Origin of the sequence: Acidovorax sp. LjRoot74 (genome assembly GCF_964254355.1) — a bacterium.
Taxonomy (GTDB): Bacteria; Pseudomonadota; Gammaproteobacteria; order Burkholderiales; family Burkholderiaceae_C; genus Acidovorax.
In genome coordinates, this window is sequence record NZ_CAXUTI020000001.1 from 1,987,016 (window position 1) to 2,007,636 (window position 20,621).

A 20,621-nucleotide genomic window follows, 5' to 3' on the forward strand; every position below is an offset into this window, starting at 1 on the left:
ATCGTCAGCGGACCTCCATGGCGGCAGCACGAGCGACCGCAACCGCTGCAGAACAGACCTCTGGCGCGGCATCTTCAGGCTGACTCCTGCCGGTCAGGTTTGCTGTCAAATGATATTCATCGTTGGAACATGCCATCCGTCATCCCGCGAGGCGTTCTGCCGCTACACCATCAGTAGCGGCCACCAAGAGTCAGTTTGCTGTACGTTGTACCCAACGTGCTTCTACCAAAAATTGTTCCGTCAAAGCTCCAAGTCTGCACACCGCTCCACCCCCCCCAATGGTTGGGCTGCCATACTCGAAGCCCGGCCTAGGCTTTACTCTGCTACGAGGGAACTGCTTCGCAGATTGTTTGCAAATCATCCCTGCCATCTACGGGCAGCGCATCCCACCAACCGGGTATCGACACCATTTCATGCCATTACGTGTATATCTTGATAGCAGCGACTACTCGACGCTGTCGGACCCTGGAAAAGCCTCAAGGGAGGTACCAGGAGTTCTTGAGGAACTCCTTAGTTTTAAAGATTCGGGGAAAGTGAATTTCTACTTTTCAGCCGCACATCTGACCGAAATGGCCCCCGTACAGTCAACCTACACAAGTGCTGCGGTACAGCGTACCAACATGCTTGCGGATCTGTGTGGGGGGAACTGCATGATTCACCTCCAAACTCTTTTCAAAGAGGAGGTCAGGGCCGCGCTGGGGCTTTCATCAGGTTGCGTCAATCCCTTTGACCATAACGGCAGATGGTTTCCAGAGGGAGCATGTGAAATGCTGCCGATCACAGAAACGGATCATCTACAGTCAATTCAAAGCACCATTGAAGCAGTTCTTCCAAACGCGACTCGCGCACAGAAGAGGCAGGCAAAACGATTGATGACTAAGGGGAGAAAGGTTCGCCCCACCTTACGAAGTACGCTCTTGCGAAATGTTGAAAGGCAAGACCTTGATGAGATCCTCGCAGTCTTTCCCATGCGACAAGACGCTGCTCGTACGCTTGCACTGTACGTCGCAGGAGGCGCAACTGCGGCAGAAGCAACAGGCGCGTATGAAGCGAGTCTCAGAGATCCCCGCTGGATGATGCAGTGGTTTGAGAAGCATCACGGTGATTTAACGCCCTTTGTGTCTTGGGCCAGAGGGCCGGCTGCGGATATCACAGGCAAGATGCGCGAGTTATCCCGACTGGTTGAGTCTTTGCGTGCGAATCCCATGCTCAACTCCGAGTTCCTCACGTCCATATATGGATCATCTAAATGGGAGGAATGGCAGGAGAACATGCTGATCGGGATTGGGAATCGCTTTGCGGAGGAGCTTAAGCCGGGAGCCAAGTTAAAGACCGCAGAGATTGACACACACTGTCCAGGACTCTCTACTGGAATTCGTACGTTGCACACATCTTGGCGCTCGATCACTTTTGCGAAACCACGCAAGCCGAAAGATAGCGATTTTGTGGATGCTTTGCACGCTGTGTACGCACCATATGTGGATGTGTTTAGGGCTGACGGTTTTATGGCGGACTACGTTTCAAAGCAGGTCATTCGGTTTCCCACCCTGGTCGTGCCGAAGCTTTCCGAGCTTCCAGAGGCTCTCCGACGTCGATTGGCAACCACTTGACTTCATAGCGATAATGATGGACTGCTGACCGCAGAACTCTATGCAGCCGTCACACAGGTCGGCACGCCTCTCCAAGTCGAACGACCGCTCGGGGTAAAGATCATTTGGCCTGATTATGTCCATTGTCAGCTTTCGCTGCTCAGCAGTCGTCCCTCACTCCCTATCGTCAGGCCGCAAATTTTCCCTATCCGAAAAATAGACTTGGTTCCCGGGTATTCCTCGAAGCCGACTCCGCCTCATTTGCGGCTGTTGTCTGATTGCGGATACCAACCATCTGGGGAAAAACTCAACAGTGGGGACGCGGAAGGGGCCGTTGGCGTTGGGGCAGGGTAACGCTACGACTTGGGTCTTGACGTCATTTCTTCGGCAGCGTTGATGCAATCCGCAGGCAGTAATTTAAGAGAGTTGCAGCGGGAGACCGCGCCTGCGCTTTTGGGAAAATAATGGAAATCCTAATACTGTCTAGCAGGCTGCTGAAATACTCCCCAACGTCACTGCCCAGCTGCCGCCTTGCCAGGACAATCGAGGCACACCCCACCGATGAGATAGAAGAAAGAGCCATCCATGCGCGGAGCCGACACCTTCACCGAGAGCCTGTTCACCATGCGCCACCTCGATGACTTCGTGCCCCTTGATCACCCCCTGCGCATGATCCGCGTGATGGTCAACAAGGCCCTGGCGAACATGGACAACCTGTTTGGTCAGATGTACGCGGCCGACATCAAAGGCGGGCGTCCCAGCATTGCCCCCGAGAAGCTGCTGCGGGCCATGCTCATTCAAGTGCTCTACAGCGTGCGCTCAGAACGCCAACTCATGGAGCAGACCCAATACAACCTGCTGTTTCGCTGGTTCATCGGCCTGGCCATGGACGACGCAGTCTGGGTTCCTACCGTGTTCAGCAAGAACCGGGAGCGCCTGATCGAGCACGATGCCGTCATCGAGTTCTTCAACCAGATCGTGCAACAAGCCCAGGAGCAGGAACTGCTCTCGGGCGAGCACTTCAGCGTGGATGGCACCCTGATCCAGGCCTGGGCGGGCCACAAGAGCTTCGTGCGCAAAGACCGCACGGACGATGACGGCAACGCCAACGCGGGCAACTTCAAAGACCAAAAGCGCAGCAACGACACCCATGAATCCACTACGGATGGGGATGCAAGGCTGTACCGCAAGGGCAAGACGGCCAGCGAGTTGCGCTTCATGGGCCACACACTCACCGACAACCGCCACGGCCTGGTGGTCAGTGCCGTGGTCACCCAGGCTGACGGGTATGCAGAACGTGAAGCGGCCAAGGCCATGATCAACGATGCCCGCCAGGCGCTGCCCGGCGATGAACCCATCACCATCACCCTGGGGGCAGACAAAGGCTACGACGCCAAGGAATTCATCGAAGCCCTGCAGGAGATGAACGTGCTGCCCCATGTAGCGCAGAACAAGTCGGGGCGCCAGTCGGCAGTTACTGACGCGATTGCAGACAGCGAAGGCTACGCCATCTCGCAGCAAAAGAGAAAGCTGATCGAACAAGGCTTTGGCTGGGCCAAGACGGTGGGGCACATGCGTCAGGTGCTGGTGCGCGGGATCAAAAAAGTGGACCAGATGTTTGTGCTGACGATGGCGGGCTACAACCTCACGCGATTGCGCAGCCTGGGGCAAATCCGCCTGCAGGGGCAGGCATGAGGGCAAAAGGGCAAAAAATCGGGCGTGCGAGGGTAAAAAGCGCCAGTATGGAGCGCTGAATTTCAAGATACGGAAAACTGGCGCGAGAAATGCGCGAGGGTCGAGGAAGATACTCGTGGGCAAGGGGAGTATTTCAGCAGCCTGCTAGTGCTCCCACGATTGGTGGTTTTTTCAGGCCCTGCGCTGTATCACGCAGGCCGTGTCTTCTGCCAGAAATCAGAGCGACACTATCAGTCCTATGCAGCAGGGTTATCAAACGGATCGCTGATTTACACGCCATTACGTTTGTCGGTGGCTGCAGTTGCTTGGCGGTGAAAATTCTCCGCAAGATTGGAAAGCCGTAGCCCGGAGATTTACGCCAGGTGCAATGCTGCAGGCGCTACATGGATCGGACTTGCGCCAACGGATGCCCATGGACCACCCGACTACTTGGCGCGAGAACAGATCGACCACAACCGCTAGGTACAGCCAGCCTTCGTGGGTTCGGGTGTCGGTGACGTTGGTGACCCAGGACTGATTGGGCTGGGCCACCTTGAGCTCACTCTCGAGGTGATTTGGCGCGACCACCACGGGCTTGCCACCTCGCATTCCAGGCCTCCGGCCCTAGCCGATCTGTCAGCGCGCGCCTTCGAGCCTGAGCAACCGCGCCACGCGATGCATGCCGCAGAGCTTGTGCCTGTTCGCCACCCGCTATCCCTCTTGGAAGAACTAATTTTTCGAGGTAGGGAACTAATTTTTTTGGCGTGGTGGGGGCACTTTTTCTGGCGAAGTTGCCTGGGTTTGCCCAGACCGGGAGGCATGAGAGAGGCCGCGAGAAGGATGCACCCACGGACTGCAAGCTGTTTCTGCCGTGCGCGGCGCCAGTGCCCCAAGTCTGCCAAGCCTAGCTGCGCACCGTGGCGTCTCCATGCTCGCCTCGGGCGACTGCGGACCTGGCTCCAGTGAGCGGATGTCATCGGCGAAGACGTCAGGCTCATGGATGAGCAGCCATTGAGCACCGAACCGCTCTTCCTATTGGCTTGCATCGGCCCGGGGGTACTGGGCATCCCCTCTCAGGCCATGCCGCATCAGCCAGCCGTCGGAGCCCCTCGAGAAAGTGCACACAAGTGGCACGCACGGGCGGTGGACGCTAGCCGCACAAAGGCTTAGTCAGCTCGAAATTTGCCATTTTTACCTCATTTTTTCGGGTGAAAAAATACAGTGCGCATGGGATTTTTCCATATTGAGGTGATCGAGAACAATTCACTCATCAACCAAACGAAAGGAAAAAAGCCATGGAATCCCTCCCTTCTTCCCCTTCCACCCGGGTGCTGCGCATGCCTGAGCTTCGCGAACGATTGGGTATTTCACGCTCGTCGATCTATCTCAAGCTGAACCCGCGTTCCAAGTACTTCGACCCCCAGTTCCCCGATCCCATCCCATTGGGCTTGGCGTCAGTGGGGTGGCGCGATGGCGATGTACAGCGTTGGATCGACTTGCAAACGGCCCGTGCGCGTCACTCGAAGTAGGCCAATTAGGAACACTAATTTCTGTTGGCGCGGGATTTCGATTTCACGAGATACCCGCATGCCGCGGCAATCGTAAACACTAGGTTTTCAGATTGAGTGGTTTGAATCTATTTCTGCTACTTATTTTATTAAGTAAAAGTATCAAGTAACAGTCAATGATGCTTATTGAGGAAGATAGGAAAGTCTTATGAAGAAGAAACTTGATTTACCCATCACACTGAGTCCAGCAGATGCGCTGCGTAAAGCGGTAATGCATTTGGAGGAGGTTGATGGGAAGTTGAAGATCACTGTGGATAAGCAACTCGATGATGTTGAGCTGCTCATGATGATCGTTGACTTGGTTAGGAAGATGATCCGCAGTCCACGTCGCTTTGATTTTCAGTGTGAGGACTTTGATTTGGGAAAGAAGGAGTCTGTAAGTATTGAACGTCGTCTATTGCTGAAGGCTCTTGTGAGTCCTAATGTAAATCTCATTGCACTCAATAAGTATCATAAATTTCATCCGTTACTTCTGATTTTTGTTGAGGCTTTTCAGGCGCATGGGTTGCTTGGCCTGGATGTGGATTCTTATATGTATGCGAGGCCGCGCGATCGTCGTTTTGTGCTTCCGGCGAGCGTCTTTGAGGCTGCTGGCGAGCTAGTGAATCGCTTGAATTGCGCGGTTGCTGATGTCTGCCAAAAGGCTGTCGATTGCGGCTGGAAAAAGCTTGAAAAAGACTTTCGGCGCAATGCCAATAAGAACGCTCGTGGCTTGATTTTGGATCTGAAAACACAGTTGGATGCACATGCGCGCGTGTTAGTGATCCGCCTTGACCTGAGCTTTGCCAATGGTGCGGGTGTAGAGCTTGAACCGCATGAGCCGAACGAAAATTCTATTGGTGATAACGGTAGGCTGGGACCTGTATATGAAAAAGTCAGAAATCTACGAGTGAATTTTTGGAAGGAGGTTGAGAAGACTTATGGGGATGGTTTGCTGGGGCGTGCTAGTAAGCTCGAGTATGGCTACAGCCGGGGTTATCACTTTCACGCTCTTGTATTTCTTGATGGCTCAAAGCATCAAAAGGATATTCAGAATGGAATTCGAATAGGTGGAATTTGGAAGCGATTGGTTCCGGATGGCGCTGGAACATTTTATCTGTGCAATGCCCACAAGGAGAGCTATATGTATGTGGGTGTGGGTATGGCAACTTATGCGGACGATGAGTTTTTTACTGGTTATGTGATGGCGGTAGCTTATTTGACCAAGCCGGACTTCCATATGCAGCTTGTTTTGCCGGGGTGCCACCGAGCATTTCATGCCAGCTTTTCACCAAAACCCCCGTTGAAAAAGTCGGGGCGTAAGCGCCAGAAAGAGTCAGCCATGGATGGGGCGCGAAAATAACTGTAGAGCAGCCTGAAGACTCTCTTGCTCTGAGCCTGCTGGCTTGCGAGGCATTCTGATGGATTCGCGTAGTTTTCTCGAAGTTTTTACAAATTGATTGGATTCCTTTTTGAATTCTGGATCGTTGTGTCGCCATTTATAGAAGAGGTCGATGACAGTGTCTGCGTTGCGCTGATCTTTCTTGCCTGCATGGATTTCAGTGATCCCCAATTCGATGATGGCTAACTCGATTTCGCTTTTGATGGTGTGCATGGCAGTCTTGAAGTTGCGCCAACCACCCTCGGGTTTGTGCTCGGAGAGGATCAGTAAGACTTTGGTTTTCAGTGCTATGGTATTTTTGTGACGTGCTAGGGCTGCATGCCTCGCACTTTTTGACCTCTCACTCAATCGCTCTTCCAGATAGTTGTACTGATCGATTTGTGTGAGTATTCCTCGGGACTTGTTAGCGGTGAATAGCCAGAACCATGCATGATCAGGACGTCCTGCGGAGTGGTGCATGGCCGCGAATTTGATCGCTATGGAGAGAACGGCGATGTTCTGTTCATACGCGTATTGCAGGTTCTCGGCTTCGCTTACAAATGATTTGATATGTGTGCTTGTGATGCCAAGTCGAAAATTTTCTTCGGATATTTCCTGAAGGTCAATTGATGCGAAGTATTGTTCAAAATCGCTCTGGTAAAAGCGAAGATGAACTCCCTCAATATATTTTTTTAGCAGGTGGATCTCTGTCTCGATGTCGGGCCTTGACATGGGGGGATCATTTTTATGCTCGTAAGTTCTCATTTTGTAAAGGGGTAAGAATGCGTTTTTTTCAAGCCGAGATTATTCGATGTGCTGTCCAGGAGCGTACGGTAGCCCTGCATCCTTATCAAGGCGGTGTGATGCCTGTTCAAACGCCAGAGTGGAATCTGGTCCATTTTCTGATGGAGGCGCGCGAGTTGACTGCCAGTGTCACGCGCTCTCAGGCCGAGCTTTTTCGGATAGCGTCACGTTCTGGGGAGGCGGCCCTACGGCCAACCGATTTGGGCAAGCGGTTCTTGAGTACTGTCGTCGAATCGGTCCACGCCCGTAGCCTGCTGCGCCCTGGTCACAAGGTGGACCCGTTGGTGGCACTGCTGTTTGAAGAATGTGATCGGCGCGGTATTGGTATGGCCTGGGTTGGCGGAGGACCTCGCAGTGCGGACATGATGATGTCGGCTGCAGACAGTTTGAACGGCTGCGTGAATGCCATTCGCAGAAAGGCGAAGCGCATGGACTTCAAGGCCAAGTCCAACCGTTGGAGCGAAGCAGTGAAAAACCGCTTCAGCGAGTTGACGTCCTACTTTGAAGCGCTTGCCGATGCATACCCCGCATCTCGCGTGGTGCGCATTGACTTCAGTTTTTGGCCTGCACAGTGGGGGCTGCTCCCGTCTGATCAAGGGATTGACGATGCCATCGCGGCGCAGTGGCGTGCACTGCAGTCTCATATTGCAGAAAGGATTGGACCATCCATGGTGGGGCATGCCTGGAAACGCGACTACGGGGTGACGCGAGGCACGGTGTTCCATCTGGTGCTCGTGGTTGATGGACCACGTGAGCACGAACTCGATGTCATGGTGCAGGGACTTATGTGGGAGTGGCAAGCTCGAATCACTGGAGGGCAGGGCATTTGTTTCAACTGTCTATCTGCAGCCGGTAGTCCTTTTTCTGTCCGGGGTGGTTTGCCTATTTTGGAGTTCCATCCGGGGGGACTTGCAAATGTGTTGTACAACGCTGCGGCTTATTTGAGCTTGGGCGACTACGTGCTGTCCTACGACGGAGCGGGAAGAAGCCCGCACCAGGGGCAAGGTGTGCTGCCTTTTTCAGAACAAGCATCCGGTCGTGAGCGGGGGCCGTGGCCTTTTCTTGCGAGTTGAGCAGGCAGTGTTAGTCGCTCTGGGTTGCTTGGGGGGACTCAACACTTTCAGCATATTGAAGACTGAGAAAGTACGAATAAGTAACGCTACCCGTACCAGTAGTTGCTGGTGTGCTCGGGCAGCTTGTTGGTCACAAAAAAGCTGACGCGATTGCCTTCCATTGCTTTAACAGGCTGCTGAAATACTCCCCAACGTCACTGCCCAGCTGCCGCCTTGCCAGGACAATCGAGGCACACCCCACCGATGAGATAGAAGAAAGAGCCATCCATGCGCGGAGCCGACACCTTCACCGAGAGCCTGTTCACCATGCGCCACCTCGATGACTTCGTGCCCCTTGATCACCCCCTGCGCATGATCCGCGTGATGGTCAACAAGGCCCTGGCGAACATGGACAACCTGTTTGGTCAGATGTACGCGGCCGACATCAAAGGCGGGCGTCCCAGCATTGCCCCCGAGAAGCTGCTGCGGGCCATGCTCATTCAAGTGCTCTACAGCGTGCGCTCAGAACGCCAACTCATGGAGCAGACCCAATACAACCTGCTGTTTCGCTGGTTCATCGGCCTGGCCATGGACGACGCAGTCTGGGTTCCTACCGTGTTCAGCAAGAACCGGGAGCGCCTGATCGAGCACGATGCCGTCATCGAGTTCTTCAACCAGATCGTGCAACAAGCCCAGGAGCAGGAACTGCTCTCGGGCGAGCACTTCAGCGTGGATGGCACCCTGATCCAGGCCTGGGCGGGCCACAAGAGCTTCGTGCGCAAAGACCGCACGGACGATGACGGCAACGCCAACGCGGGCAACTTCAAAGACCAAAAGCGCAGCAACGACACCCATGAATCCACTACGGATGGGGATGCAAGGCTGTACCGCAAGGGCAAGACGGCCAGCGAGTTGCGCTTCATGGGCCACACACTCACCGACAACCGCCACGGCCTGGTGGTCAGTGCCGTGGTCACCCAGGCTGACGGGTATGCAGAACGTGAAGCGGCCAAGGCCATGATCAACGATGCCCGCCAGGCGCTGCCCGGCGATGAACCCATCACCATCACCCTGGGGGCAGACAAAGGCTACGACGCCAAGGAATTCATCGAAGCCCTGCAGGAGATGAACGTGCTGCCCCATGTAGCGCAGAACAAGTCGGGGCGCCAGTCGGCAGTTACTGACGCGATTGCAGACAGCGAAGGCTACGCCATCTCGCAGCAAAAGAGAAAGCTGATCGAACAAGGCTTTGGCTGGGCCAAGACGGTGGGGCACATGCGTCAGGTGCTGGTGCGCGGGATCAAAAAAGTGGACCAGATGTTTGTGCTGACGATGGCGGGCTACAACCTCACGCGATTGCGCAGCCTGGGGCAAATCCGCCTGCAGGGGCAGGCATGAGGGCAAAAGGGCAAAAAATCGGGCGTGCGAGGGTAAAAAGCGCCAGTATGGAGCGCTGAATTTCAAGATACGGAAAACTGGCGCGAGAAATGCGCGAGGGTCGAGGAAGATACTCGTGGGCAAGGGGAGTATTTCAGCAGCCTGTTAATGGTTGGGTTGGGATTCTGGCCGCTGTTTCCCCAAGGGGAGCTTGAAATCAGGAGGCATTTCCCGCACGGATGGTTTCCGCTATCAGGTGAAAAAAACTCGACCTCCTGGGGCACTCGCCAGGGCCGCTTCCAGCCGTTGGACGTGACCACCCGGTTGTGGTTGTAGGTGCGCCTGTATTTGTGCGCGAGAGCGGCGCCACGGTGTCTGGACTTGTCTGGTACACGGGTTCTGGTAACGCGGCCATTGTGCAAGCTCTTGAATCTGTCACACAGACTGAATAGTCTGAACCGTGGTCTCGCACTTGGGAGACCCATTCACCCACAGGAGAACACATGAAGCACAGACGGATGAGAAGTTGGGTACTGGCAGTAGTCGCAAGCACAGGAGCAGTGACTGCAGGTGCTGACCAGATCAAGGTCGCCACCTGGAATCTGGCATGGCTGGCCAACGATCCGATCTCCAGCATGGACCTGGTGAAAGACTGTCAGAAGCAGGACGAAGCCAAGGTGGACTTCGACAAGCGTACGCCCGAAGGGTGTCGCAAGGGGAGCCCATTTCGGATGGCTGGCGCCTATGCCGGACTGGCCCATCACGTGAAGTGGCTGGATTTTGACCTGATAGGTATGCAGGAGGTGCAAAGTGCCGACGCGGCGAAGCTGATCCTGGGGGACAGGCCCATTGCATCGGGTGATCCCAAATCGATGGTCGCGCCAGGCACATACAAGGTGGTCGTGAACCCAGACGGTGGATGGCAAAAGGTGGGGCTGGCGGTGAAAACGTCTCTGCTGGCTCCCGGCCAGGACCTGATCGCAGAGCCGTTCACCGAAATTGGCGTTCCCGTGAAAAGAGACCACCGCTCGGCACTGGATGTGAAAGTACCGCTGAAAACCGGCACTCTGCGGGTGCTGGTGGTGCACTTGAAGTCAGCCTGCCACCGCGTGCCGCTGGACGCGGCCTCGGATGACTGCCAGCAACTGTCCGCCCAAGCCCCCATTCTTCAAGGCTGGATCCGACAACGCCAGGATGAGGGCAAGCCTTTCCTCGTGCTGGGCGACTTCAACCGCGTTCTGGCGTCGTCCGCTCAGCATGAACAGTGTGGAACCGGCGTGGTCTGTACCAAGGTTTCGCTGCGGGCATCGCTGGACGGCAATGCCGTAGACCAGTTGCCCATTCTGATCCCCACAGCAGATGCGAAGCACGTTCCCGAGTGCGGTTTCAAGGGCGACCTGAACCTCATCGATCACATCTTGCTGGGGGGCGGTGCAGAGTCAGCTTACATTGCCAACTCGGTCCGCAGCCATGCTTACATTGACAAGGATGGCAAGCCCATTGCAAAAGACAAGGTACGCCATCTCAGTGACCATTGCCCGGTATCGATTGGTGTGAACCTCTGAGCAAGGCCTGCCCGGTGCTGGGGGGCGAAGAGCGGACTCAGCGCCTGCTCGATTTTGACGGCACGAAAGGCCTCGCAGCCAGTCAAGCCGCAGAGTCTCCCGCTACCGGCGCCATTTCGGAATGAGCACCGATGCGTATTGGTTGCGGTCTTGGACAGGTCATTCATGGAAGCCAGGATTTCAACAAGTTCTGCGCGGTTCATGGATGCTCACTGTCAAAAAGAGGCAGAGAAGGCCGATTTACGGCGCTACCGCAGCCACAGGCCTTGTCGCCACTCAGTGCTGCAGTGCACTTTTTGGCAGAAACTCCACGCCCGTGCGCTTCACCAACTCCTGGTAGCTGATCGGCCGACCCACTGTCTCCCCCTCCCGGTTCTCCTGCCAATGCGCCCAGGCCTTGTTGGTCGTGGCGTCGTACACCAGCTTGTACAGATAGGTCGGAACCTTCACCCCATTGGCTCCAATGCGTGGCCCCGCATCCGTGAACACCGGCCCGGTGATCACGAACACATCCCCCTTGGCCCGCTTCACATAGTGCCGTGTGTCCTGCTCAATCTTGTTCCAGGCGCCCCCGTTGTGTTGGGCAATCTGGGGAACCATGTTCGCGAGGCTGAAGCTCTGCGCCATGGCCGTCGGCGTCGGCATATCTCCCGCAGGCGCCATGTGACCCCGGCTGTAGCCTGAGTTCTTGTAGTCCTCCAGCTCCGCCCGTTCGCCACTGGGCAAGCGCGCATCCGCAAAGAACCGCTTGGCCCGCTTCTCGTCCGCATCCTCGATGAGCCTGCGGTTCAAGCGCTGGGCTACGAACACCGGTGTCTTGGTGGTACCGGAGTGCAGCACCGCAAACGCTTCATAGCAAAGCTCGCGCAACTGCGGCCGGGGCGTGATGGCCGGTGGCGCGCCATTCGCAAAGAACTGCGGGCACTGGGCAAAGGAGGTGGGCTCGGGCGTGAGCAGCGCCGCACTATCGAACTGCGGAGAACGTGCCCAGGAAGGATTCAGGAGAGCAACGCTGGCGAGAGACAGAACCAGCACTGCTGCCAGGCGCACACGGCCTGGCCAAGAGAACAAACGATTCACAGAAGAGACGAGCAAGTGGAACAAAAAGGTGCTAGATTGGAGCACCGTTCATCTCTCACTTTGGGCCCGAATGCTCGGATCCCGCAGGGTTTTACAGCTGCTTGCAGAGATGGGGCCACAAACAGAAAGGGCTCCCCAAAGGGAGCCCGATCTGCCTGCCCGCCCCTGCGGCTCAGTTAACACTCCCCATGGCAGCAACACCCGCAAATGCAAAGTGCCACCACCATGGGAAGTCCCGCAACTGCTTCAATCCAACTCAAGCAGTTGGTCTACCCATTACATGGCGCTGAATTCGCCGTGGGGGATCTGGCCGGTGCGCACGGCTTCGGCAGCCTGGGCGCGCACGGCAGCGCGGTCAGCGTTGGACTTGTAGGTCACGACGCGCGAGCCTGCGGGTTCCATGCTGTGGGTCTTGGCTTCCACTACGGCTTCGGCTTGCACTTCAGCGCGGGTGCGGTTCGTGTCGAACTTCAGGGCGAATTGCGAGCCATCGGCTTCGTCAGCATGGGCGCCAAACGAGGCGAAAGCGGCAACAGCGGCGACGGAGAGGAAACGGGCGGTCTTGTTCATGATGAAAATCCTTAAAAGCTAAAAAAGCGTCTCAAAAAAGCCGGATCAAAAACCATTCCTGAACCGGGTTCGGTGAGTCGCCTTGCGGGTTCGGCTCATCGATGGGTTGAACTGTACGCCGATGGTGTTTACAGAAAAACTACTCAGTCGCAAACTAACTGTTCCAGTATTAAAAACAATCTTTCGGAACCTTTCTACGCTGTACCTCCGCGTCTTCGCTTCTCATTCACCCGGCCTTCAAGGCTGCCAGAAACTCCCGCGCATTGAGCTGGCTCTTGTCTGACCAGGGGGCTGAAGCCAGGAATGTGGGGGTAAAGGAGTGCTCTATGGGGAGGCCTCCTTGGGTTCATCCTGCATGCACATTTGCGTCAAAAGCTGTATATTTATCCAGTATTCAGCCACAGGAGAAGCAGCGCCATGCAAGTCATCGAATCCACCTATGTCGTCACCCTGCGCGACTACCCCGAAGAGATCCCTGCCAAGGAGCGCATTGCCGCAGAAGCCCGGTACGCCCAAGCTCTGGAAAAGCAACTCGGCGGTCCCGAACAGGTGGCCGCCGCCCTGGACACCATGCACAGTCTGGAAGAGTCGCCGCCCGAGGTGGTGTCTCCTGGTGATCTCACTTTGCTCAAGGCTTGGGGCAAGGCCAGTGCTGCTGCCAAGCAGGCGGGGTTCCGGGATCTGGGGGAAGGGGAGGGGGCCTACTTTGACGTGCGGCTGGTGTGACGCTGGAGAACCGCTACCGTCGGCCAGTGACGTCCCGCATGGGGTGGTGATTCCGCATTCAGCATGCGGGCTACCAAAAAGCCTGCAGCTAGCCGCTTCCTGTTGACGCGGCAGCATGGAACAGCGACGGATGTTTGCAGGTGGGTGCCGTAGCCACCGGTGGAAGTCGCCGTGGTTCTTTCTCGCCAACGTCGCTGCAATGCCTTAGGCGCCGGGCGATGGGGTGGAAGACACCGGTGGCACCACAGCACACTCGCGCACGGCCCGCATGATCGACACGCGGCACATGGTGCCTTCATTCCCCCGCACTTCAAAGCCCCTGCGACCGTAGCTGACCTTGACCACATGAACCTGGGAGTCTGCAGGGCAGGGCGCTCCCAGAGCGGCGGCCTTCACCAACGCCATCACTTCCATCCTGTCCGCTTCAACCACAGGACGGTTCGGCTCGCTGCGGTGCAGTACATCGCGATAGTGCAACCGGGCCTGGTTCATGCTGCGAAACTCCCGTTGTCCAATCTGCACAGAAATAGGGGACGGCATAAGAAACTCCTCGAAGAAAGACGACAAAAATCCATCGACATTGACAGGAGCAGTCCACCGAATGTGAACCGCCCATACCATTGCCTGAATGACGCCTGTCTTAGCTCTCCGGTCTCTATGGCCCACCGCCCCAGGTGCCACGCACATGCCGACACCATCCGTTGCGCAGCTACTTCACCCGCAGTGATTTCTCGATCAGCCCCTGGCAGTACGAAGACTGCTGCCATTTGCGCAGCAGCTTCAGAGAATGGTCCACCGGCGTGGATCTTCCCTGTGGAAAAATCTCATGGTTGAGTTGCTCATTGATGGGCGCAAAGTAGTGCATCGTCGCCGAGACCGTGCTCCCCTTGAACGCATCGCGCTTTTGCGCCAGCAGCCGTTCCATCTCTGCACCGGCCGCCAGGCGCAGCGTTTCATCCTGCAGATGATTGCCCGCCTTGTAGCAGCGCCCCACCTCCAGCAATGCGCTGTCCAGTGACTGGCCGCACGCGCTGAGTAAGCAGACCACCAGTAGGATTCCCGTTGCTGCAAAAAACCTGCCTCTTGTTGTCCCGTTGACCGCCTGTTCTGGCTTCTCTCGATTCATTTGCGCTCTCCAAAAAAAGAACCCCCAACGCCCCCCGCAGACGCCTTCAATTGATGGCGCCTGCGAGGAGGAGTGGGGTTAAGAGGTTTCTCTCACTGCTTTTTGCCGTACAACGACCAGGTTTGATCCAGGACGATCTGGTAAATCGCATGGAGGTCCGCAGAATCCCGGGAGGCGTGGGTGAACACGAAGTCCGCCTCCACAGGCTGCTCCAAGACCCCGTCGCTAAAGACAAGGTCCACGCGCGAGCCCAGATACACCGGTCCCTGCTCTTGAACAGCCCATTGCGACACTTCTCGGACCTTCTCAAAGTTCGTTCCACGTCGCTCCAGCCGAGCCATGCGTGCCTCATGCTCTGCCTGGCGTTGAGGGGCTAACCGCTCACGGCTGGCCTTGTTCTTCTCGGCATACTCGGTCAACTGCTGGACTTCACGCATGGCGCTTTCCAGCCCCGTTGTCTCCTGGCGTGCCAGGCCTGACTCCAGGCTCGGAAGCGTTTGCCGCGCCCAACTGATCGCCCGGACCTTGGTGAGCTCGACAGACCGCCCAAAATCCGGATCTCGAGATGCGGAGCCGTCGTCGCAAGCCTTGGTCAGCTCTTGCAGAAAGCGGACCACCTGGGGGTGGTTGAACTGGTTCTTGTCCAGGTCCCGACAGGTAGAGTTTTTGCTCAGTTGCTGAAGGCGCTGAACATCGACCTTCAGACCCTCGAGCTGACCCTCCAGCTCCGCAGAGCCTTCCAGCTGGCCACGCACTTTGGCCTGTGCCAGTGCAATTCGCTCCTGGTCGTACTCGGCGGACTTCACCAGATCGGCCAAGCTGGCCTCGCGGTGCTTGCGCGCCTCCTCCATATCTTCTACGTGCTTGGCCTTCAGATAGGCCGTACCCGGAGCGTAGTCACAGCTGTACTCCACCACCTTGCGATCCCGCGTATCCGTGAAACTCTTCCACTCTGTACTGGAACAAGCCTTGCGCGTGCCCAGCAACTGCCCCACCGTGAAATCCGGCCACCCCTTCATCCGCGACTCCTTGACGCGCGAAACATCGCCGCCCAAGCACCCCGATAACAAGGCCGCACAGGCCACAAAAACCACTGACAACCGACGCATAGATCAACCCTCCTGTATGGAAATAGAAAAAGAAAACAAACCCATCAACCCAAAATCCCAAAACACACCCACCTCCACCTCAAAACAACCCGATACCGATCTCTCCCTCCTTCAAGTGAAAAGCAAACTCCGTAGATGCAAACAAACCAAAAAAGCATCCTCTCGGGGTGCCAGCCAAACCCTCCGGACCTACCCGCCTGCCAGCAAGCGATAACCTGCGTGACGTGCTCGCGTACCAGATCCGTTTGTTGCGCGTAGAAAAAGGCTGGTCCCAGGAACGCCTGGCCCATGAGACCGGGTTGGACCGCACCTATGTCTCAGGCGTTGAGCGCTCCACCTGGAACGTCGCGCTGGAGAACATCGGGCGCTTTGCCCAGGCCCTGGGCGTTGAGCCCTGGACCCTGCTGCGCCCACCGCCAGAATCCAAACCCACACCCCGCCCGAAAACCTCCCGGTCATCGAAGTCCACTGGCTGAGCGTGTGGTTGAGCCCGTGGCTGGCGAATGCCGGTGGCTCGGATGGGCGTCCAACGGCGCATCCCCCCGCGCTGTCCCCGGGCCGCTCTGCGTGAGCTGCCCCCCGCTGAACACGAACTCCACCCGGGTGCGTCCCGCCTTGCGCCGCAGCGCCTCTGCCCCCAACGGCCCCACGTGCTCCACCATCCGCACCACAGCCCGGGGTTGGCCCTGGGGGCTCTCTTCCACAAAGGGGTAGGCCAGATCGGAACAAGTCCCGAACTCGGGTGATGCACGGACACCCCGCTGCGACACCTCTATCCATCGGTACAGGGCAGGGCAAGCAGAGCCACCGGTGTTTTGCACCAGCAGCAACTCTCCTTGCCCCCAGGAAGAGACATGGCGCACCACAGAAAAGCTTCCCGACCCCGCAGGCCACAAAGGCTTGCCGCGCCACAGCAAGGTCAGGTTCTCCTGGTCTGCAGCGACCACTCCATAGCGGGTCACGACCTCGCTGCGGTAGTCCTCAATGGCCGAACCCACCCGAGCCCCTTCGGCTGCGGTGATCTCCCGCCACCCCGCAGGCTGGTCCGAAAACCCCAGCCCAAATCCCGCAGCACTGTCGAACGCCCTGGTGCGCACGCTGTCCAGGACACAAGGCATGCCCACAAGACAGCCCTCCATGATCCGACGACCCACCATCGAGTCCGTCCGAAACACATGGCCCACCAGGTCGCCAGACTCTGGGCTCACCCGAAAAAGGGCGGAGTAGGGCCCCTGGGTCTCCAGGATTGCGCTGAACTCCGCGCTGGATGCTGGGCTTGCCACAACAGGACCAGCGACGAGCGCGCTGGCCAAGAACCAGGCCAGCCTGTGAAAGACCAGACGCACACGGTGCGTTTGAAGCGACAGCATGGTCAGGCCTCCCCTCTCTGTGCCGGAATGGCGTGAATGATATGTGATGCAAACTCATCATATGAACGCGCCAGAAGGCCACACGTTGACGCTGGCCTACAAGCATGGCCAGAACTTCGGTGCTCTGGTGCCCCGGTACCCCACCATCCCAACTCCCCATATCCGTTGCCCCCGGGCAGGGACCATGAATGTCGCCATGTCGTTGTTTCCGTGGTGGACCCCTCAGACGTGTCGCTGTTTCCGCGCGAGAGGTGCTATCCCTGCCCGGGTTGGAGCCGCGAGAGGCGGCGTTTGCTGCGGAACCCCCATGAAAACAAAGCCAGGTTGCCGAGGGGCGACCTGGCTCGTATGCCGTGTGGATTGCTACCATCTGTCTGACAGCTGACCCGACCCGTGCCGTACCCGTACCCGTACCCGTATTTCTTGCAGAGCCATGCAGACAAACCCACCTACTTCTCCCAACTGCTGCGGCTTGTGTGGTGCGACCAGCTACCACAGGGTGGTGGCGCGGGATGAGTCGGGGGCGATGAAGTACACCGAGAGGCTGCAGTGCTCGGGATGTGGGCGGGAGTGTGCGGATGTGCGGGATTGGCGGCAGGGTGGGGGAGATGGGGTTCTGATGCTGCGGCTGCGTTGTGATGGGCCCGGGAGTTGTTGATGGGGCGGGTTTGCAGCGATTGCAGTCAACCGTGTTTTGAGGTCGAGCGCGTACTATCGGCCTGAAGGAGACATTGGAGGAGCATGGCTATAACACAGATCAATGACTTTATCGTTCGTCTGATGACCGGCCAGCGAACGACGTTGCGGCGACTGCATCCGTTGTTCAAACCGTTTGAGCCGTACCGCCGCCCAAGCCCAGGTACCGGCGGGGAAGTGCCAGTTCCTGAGAGCGCCGAGGCGTTCCTTACCGCGACCGGCTACGGCGATATCGCTGAAGTACTGAGCTTCCGCGCAGAGTGGATGCACCTGATTGATCGTGGAAAGTTGGCTGGGTGTGTCATTTGCTCAGGATGACGGTGGCAACCAATATGCTTGTCCAACGTCTGATAATAAAATCTATTTTATTCGCGCTGCTCACCTGAATACGTGCTCAAGGCTGCTTCAATCGGTGATTTTCTCGAGGGGCTTGAACGTCGCCGCTTCGATCTCGAATGATGGAAAAACGGGCTTGAGTTGAAGCCGTGCAGCTGAGAGTACATAACTGTAAGTTTTGGAACCGCCTTCAGGGAAAGCTCACCATATACAAATGAGGGAAATAATGTCCAGCCATCTTCAAGAAATAGAGGAGCTAACCGATTTAATGAGGAATGAGTGGCTTGATGTCAGGCTATGCATTGAGCTGCTTGGCTATGATCCGGCGGAAACACTGCTTGTCGCATTTGCGGAAAGCGAAGATGAAATGGAGTATTCAATAATTGTCACAAGAGATTGGCGAATATTTGAATGCTCCCGTAGTACAAATCAAATTGCCGAAATAAAATTCAGCAAAGTAGAAGAGCTTCCGAATTCGGTAGAAACTTTCAAGTTGACTCCAACGATTAAATTGGCGCTGAGCATTCAGGAGAATTTATAACAAACTGCTCTCAGCCATCTGCTGACCTTGATGAACGACTGATTTGAGGCAGGCAGCTCTCCCAAAACCCGATCTCGGCAGCTAAAAAGTGTCTAGTCACCCCGAGGCAAATCAGATCGACAGTGTCTTCAACCTTTTGGGGATCTGTTCAGCGAGAAACGCCATCAGTGCCCGAACTGTTGGCGATTGATGGCGTTGCATGGGGTAGACAAGCTGGACTTTCAGCGCGGACATTTGCCAGCCCTCCAGCACTCTGACCAATTGACCTGATGCGACCAGCGGCGCTGCCTGGAACTCGGGCAGTACGGCGATTCCCAGTCCGTCCAATGTCGGCGCCAGCAAGGCGTCGGAAGGGCCGATGATCAAACGTGAGCGCAAAAGTCCTTTTGCGGTTCTGCTTCGCGAATGCAGCTTGATTTCTGCGGCTTCCCTCGACTGCAGCAGGCCAGCGTGAGCACTGAGTTCACCGGGATGCGCCGGCAACCCATGTTGGTTCGCATAAGCGGGGCTTGCAAATAGGGCTGGACGTACGGTGCCGATGGCACGGGCCTTCAGGCTGGAATCGGCAAGTTCGCCAATGCGCACCGCCAGATCAATGCCTTCTTCGACGATGTTGACGTGGCGGTTGCTGAGCTTGACATCCAGTTCCAAATGTTCGTGTTTGAACAGGTACTCAGTCACCAGCGGAAGCAGCACAACTTTGCCAAATGTCGCTGACGCAGCTAGGCGAACTCGACCACTTGGCGTTTGATCCTGAGAAAGAAGGTCATGGGTGACGGCGTTCAGTTTATGGATCAGCGGACTTGTTCCGTCCAGCAGGCGTTGGCCAGCGTCGGTCAATGCGAAGGCTCGGGTATTGCGCTTGACGAGGCTGACCCCTGCTGCCGTTTCCATGCGCGCCAGGCGGCGGGACAAGGTTGATTTGGGAGCCTCCAATTGGCGAGAGGCCCCTGAGAGGCTCCCTGCCTCCGCGATCTTGATGAACCACTGGAGATCGTCGATCGAGTAGGTTTCATTGTTCATATTTCGGTACGCCGGTGTCTACACAACGAGTCTATTTGTGCAAGGTTAAACCATAAACAATTCAGCTTGTTGCCGGGTCGAACGAGCACACACGGATCGCTTCCTTGCCTGCCCGCAGACCCGCTTCACGAAACCATTGCACACTCTCAAGGAACTTAAATGACCATACTCGTTACGGGCAGCACGGGGCTTATCGGCTCACATGTGGTAGCGCTGCTAGCCGCGCAAGGCGCAGACGTTCATGCCCTCACCAGAACACCAGAAAAGAGGCGGTTTCCACCCGGCGTCACGGCCGTCAAGGGAGACTTTCAGGATGTGGATTCGATACGCGCTGCCATGGCCGGCACAAGAACACTTTTCTTGCTCAACACCGTGGCCGCAGACGAAGTCACCCAGGCACTGATTGCACTCAACCTGGCGCGCGAAGCGGGTATCGAGCGCATCGTTTACCTGTCAGTCATGCACAGCGACCTTTTCACCGACGTTCCGCATTTCACTGGAAAGCACACAGTGGAACGCATGATCGAACAGCTTGGCATGCATGCGACCATCCTGCGCCCCGCCTACTTCATGCAGAACGACGATGCCTTGATTCAGTCCGACGTTCTGGAGCGTGGCGTGTATCCCATGCCTATCGGCAGTGCAGGCGTCTCCATGGTGGACGCGCGTGACGTGGCAGAGGTTGCCACACGACATCTGCTGCTTCGAGACGCTGCCAGCACACCCTTGCCAACGGAGGTGCTGGATGTCGTGGGTCCAACAGCGTTGTCGGGTCAAACCGCCGCCGCGGTGTGGAGCGACGTGCTGGGCAAGGCAGTCCGGTATGCCGGTGACGACATCGGACCTTTTGAAACGCGGTTCCAGAGCTTTGCACCCGGGTGGATGGCGTATGACATGCGGCTCATGATGGCGCGAATGCAGATGGATGGCGAGCTGGGCTGCGCTGCCGCAGTCGAGCGCATGCAGCAAGAACTGGGCGCCCCGTTGCGGAGCTACCGCGACTATGCGCTGGAAACGTCTGCGCGCTGGAGGGCTGCCCAATGAGGGCGGGGCAC

General features: G+C 56.9%; 20 protein-coding genes and 1 pseudogene. 12 read left to right on the forward strand and 9 right to left on the reverse strand.

The window, feature by feature from the left end:
- Positions 1-413 precede the first annotated feature (413 nt).
- Positions 414-1,610, forward strand: coding sequence for a hypothetical protein (locus tag ACSQ3O_RS09095; protein ID WP_436138590.1), 1,197 nt, complete (start codon positions 414-416; stop codon positions 1,608-1,610).
- Between the two features lie 564 nt (positions 1,611-2,174).
- Positions 2,175-3,284 (forward strand): IS5 family transposase, encoded by a 1,110-nt coding sequence (locus tag ACSQ3O_RS09100; protein ID WP_436138591.1) that lies wholly within the window; start codon positions 2,175-2,177, stop codon positions 3,282-3,284.
- Positions 3,285-3,695: 411 nt separating this feature from the next.
- Here ACSQ3O_RS09100 and ACSQ3O_RS09105 read toward each other — a convergent pair.
- Positions 3,696-3,950 (reverse strand): annotated as a pseudogene (locus ACSQ3O_RS09105) (DDE-type integrase/transposase/recombinase); the annotation flags it as partial.
- A gap of 608 nt (positions 3,951-4,558) precedes the next feature.
- Between ACSQ3O_RS09105 and ACSQ3O_RS09110 the strand changes: the two are divergent.
- The gene (locus ACSQ3O_RS09110) at positions 4,559-4,792 is read left to right on the forward strand and encodes a helix-turn-helix transcriptional regulator (RefSeq protein WP_436138592.1); all 234 of its coding nucleotides are present in this window, start codon (positions 4,559-4,561) and stop codon (positions 4,790-4,792) included.
- A gap of 187 nt (positions 4,793-4,979) precedes the next feature.
- Positions 4,980-6,173: a hypothetical protein gene (locus ACSQ3O_RS09115; protein WP_436138593.1), complete on the forward strand. Its 1,194-nt coding sequence runs from the start codon at positions 4,980-4,982 to the stop codon at positions 6,171-6,173.
- Here the strand turns inward: ACSQ3O_RS09115 and ACSQ3O_RS09120 are convergent.
- The gene (locus ACSQ3O_RS09120; RefSeq protein ID WP_436138594.1) at positions 6,147-6,923 is read right to left on the reverse strand and encodes a hypothetical protein; all 777 of its coding nucleotides are present in this window, start codon (positions 6,921-6,923) and stop codon (positions 6,147-6,149) included. The two genes, ACSQ3O_RS09115 and ACSQ3O_RS09120, sit on opposite strands and share 27 nt — an antisense overlap.
- 50 nt (positions 6,924-6,973) lie before the next feature.
- Here ACSQ3O_RS09120 and ACSQ3O_RS09125 point away from each other — a divergent pair, with 50 nt between their 5' ends.
- The 3 genes from ACSQ3O_RS09125 to ACSQ3O_RS09135 all read left to right on the forward strand — a co-directional run bounded on the left by ACSQ3O_RS09125 (position 6,974) and on the right by ACSQ3O_RS09135 (position 10,989).
- A complete protein-coding gene (locus ACSQ3O_RS09125) occupies positions 6,974-8,068 on the forward strand; it encodes a hypothetical protein (protein ID WP_436138595.1) in 1,095 nt (364 codons plus the stop codon).
- Positions 8,069-8,335: 267 nt separating this feature from the next.
- The gene (locus ACSQ3O_RS09130; RefSeq protein WP_436138591.1) at positions 8,336-9,445 is read left to right on the forward strand and encodes an IS5 family transposase; all 1,110 of its coding nucleotides are present in this window, start codon (positions 8,336-8,338) and stop codon (positions 9,443-9,445) included.
- 482 nt (positions 9,446-9,927) lie between these two features.
- Positions 9,928-10,989, forward strand: a complete 1,062-nt coding sequence (locus ACSQ3O_RS09135; protein ID WP_436138596.1) for an endonuclease/exonuclease/phosphatase family protein — start codon at positions 9,928-9,930, stop codon at positions 10,987-10,989.
- Positions 10,990-11,265: 276 nt separating this feature from the next.
- Here ACSQ3O_RS09135 and ACSQ3O_RS09140 read toward each other — a convergent pair whose 3' ends face one another.
- Both ACSQ3O_RS09140 and ACSQ3O_RS09145 read right to left on the reverse strand, forming a co-directional pair.
- Positions 11,266-12,039, reverse strand: a complete 774-nt coding sequence (locus ACSQ3O_RS09140; protein ID WP_436141100.1) for a DNA/RNA non-specific endonuclease — start codon at positions 12,037-12,039, stop codon at positions 11,266-11,268.
- A 306-nt stretch (positions 12,040-12,345) separates the two neighbouring features.
- Positions 12,346-12,639 (reverse strand): DUF4148 domain-containing protein, encoded by a 294-nt coding sequence (locus ACSQ3O_RS09145; protein WP_137747165.1) that lies wholly within the window; start codon positions 12,637-12,639, stop codon positions 12,346-12,348.
- A 417-nt stretch (positions 12,640-13,056) separates the two neighbouring features.
- On the opposite strand from ACSQ3O_RS09145, the gene ACSQ3O_RS09150 reads away from it, so the two are divergent.
- On the forward strand, positions 13,057-13,365 hold the full coding sequence (locus ACSQ3O_RS09150) for a hypothetical protein (RefSeq protein WP_436138597.1): 309 nt from the start codon (positions 13,057-13,059) through the stop codon (positions 13,363-13,365).
- 204 nt (positions 13,366-13,569) lie between these two features.
- Here ACSQ3O_RS09150 and ACSQ3O_RS09155 read toward each other — a convergent pair whose 3' ends face one another.
- The 3 genes from ACSQ3O_RS09155 to ACSQ3O_RS09165 form a co-directional block, all read right to left on the reverse strand.
- Positions 13,570-13,905 (reverse strand): hypothetical protein, encoded by a 336-nt coding sequence (locus ACSQ3O_RS09155; protein WP_436138598.1) that lies wholly within the window; start codon positions 13,903-13,905, stop codon positions 13,570-13,572.
- 169 nt (positions 13,906-14,074) lie between these two features.
- Complete coding sequence (locus tag ACSQ3O_RS09160; protein WP_436138599.1) at positions 14,075-14,491, reverse strand: hypothetical protein; 417 nt, start codon at positions 14,489-14,491, stop codon at positions 14,075-14,077.
- 92 nt (positions 14,492-14,583) lie between these two features.
- Positions 14,584-15,600 carry a hypothetical protein gene (locus ACSQ3O_RS09165; protein WP_436138600.1) on the reverse strand — a complete coding sequence of 339 codons (1,017 nt, stop codon included), beginning with the start codon at positions 15,598-15,600 and terminating at the stop codon, positions 14,584-14,586.
- Between the two features lie 167 nt (positions 15,601-15,767).
- Here ACSQ3O_RS09165 and ACSQ3O_RS09170 point away from each other — a divergent pair, with 167 nt between their 5' ends.
- Positions 15,768-16,076, forward strand: a complete 309-nt coding sequence (locus ACSQ3O_RS09170) for a helix-turn-helix domain-containing protein (RefSeq protein ID WP_436138601.1) — start codon at positions 15,768-15,770, stop codon at positions 16,074-16,076.
- Here the strand turns inward: ACSQ3O_RS09170 and ACSQ3O_RS09175 are convergent.
- Positions 16,056-16,970 (reverse strand): hypothetical protein, encoded by a 915-nt coding sequence (locus ACSQ3O_RS09175; RefSeq protein ID WP_436138602.1) that lies wholly within the window; start codon positions 16,968-16,970, stop codon positions 16,056-16,058. The two genes, ACSQ3O_RS09170 and ACSQ3O_RS09175, sit on opposite strands and share 21 nt — an antisense overlap.
- A gap of 741 nt (positions 16,971-17,711) precedes the next feature.
- On the opposite strand from ACSQ3O_RS09175, the gene ACSQ3O_RS09180 reads away from it, so the two are divergent.
- Positions 17,712-17,984, forward strand: coding sequence for a hypothetical protein (locus ACSQ3O_RS09180; protein ID WP_436138603.1), 273 nt, complete (start codon positions 17,712-17,714; stop codon positions 17,982-17,984).
- A gap of 244 nt (positions 17,985-18,228) precedes the next feature.
- Positions 18,229-18,543 carry a hypothetical protein gene (locus tag ACSQ3O_RS09185; protein ID WP_436138604.1) on the forward strand — a complete coding sequence of 105 codons (315 nt, stop codon included), beginning with the start codon at positions 18,229-18,231 and terminating at the stop codon, positions 18,541-18,543.
- A 111-nt stretch (positions 18,544-18,654) separates the two neighbouring features.
- Here the strand turns inward: ACSQ3O_RS09185 and ACSQ3O_RS09190 are convergent, their stop codons facing one another.
- Positions 18,655-19,566, reverse strand: a complete 912-nt coding sequence (locus ACSQ3O_RS09190) for a LysR family transcriptional regulator (protein ID WP_436138605.1) — start codon at positions 19,564-19,566, stop codon at positions 18,655-18,657.
- 159 nt (positions 19,567-19,725) lie between these two features.
- Between ACSQ3O_RS09190 and ACSQ3O_RS09195 the strand changes: the two genes are divergently transcribed.
- Positions 19,726-20,610 (forward strand): NmrA/HSCARG family protein, encoded by an 885-nt coding sequence (locus ACSQ3O_RS09195; RefSeq protein ID WP_436138606.1) that lies wholly within the window; start codon positions 19,726-19,728, stop codon positions 20,608-20,610.
- Positions 20,611-20,621 lie beyond the last annotated feature (11 nt).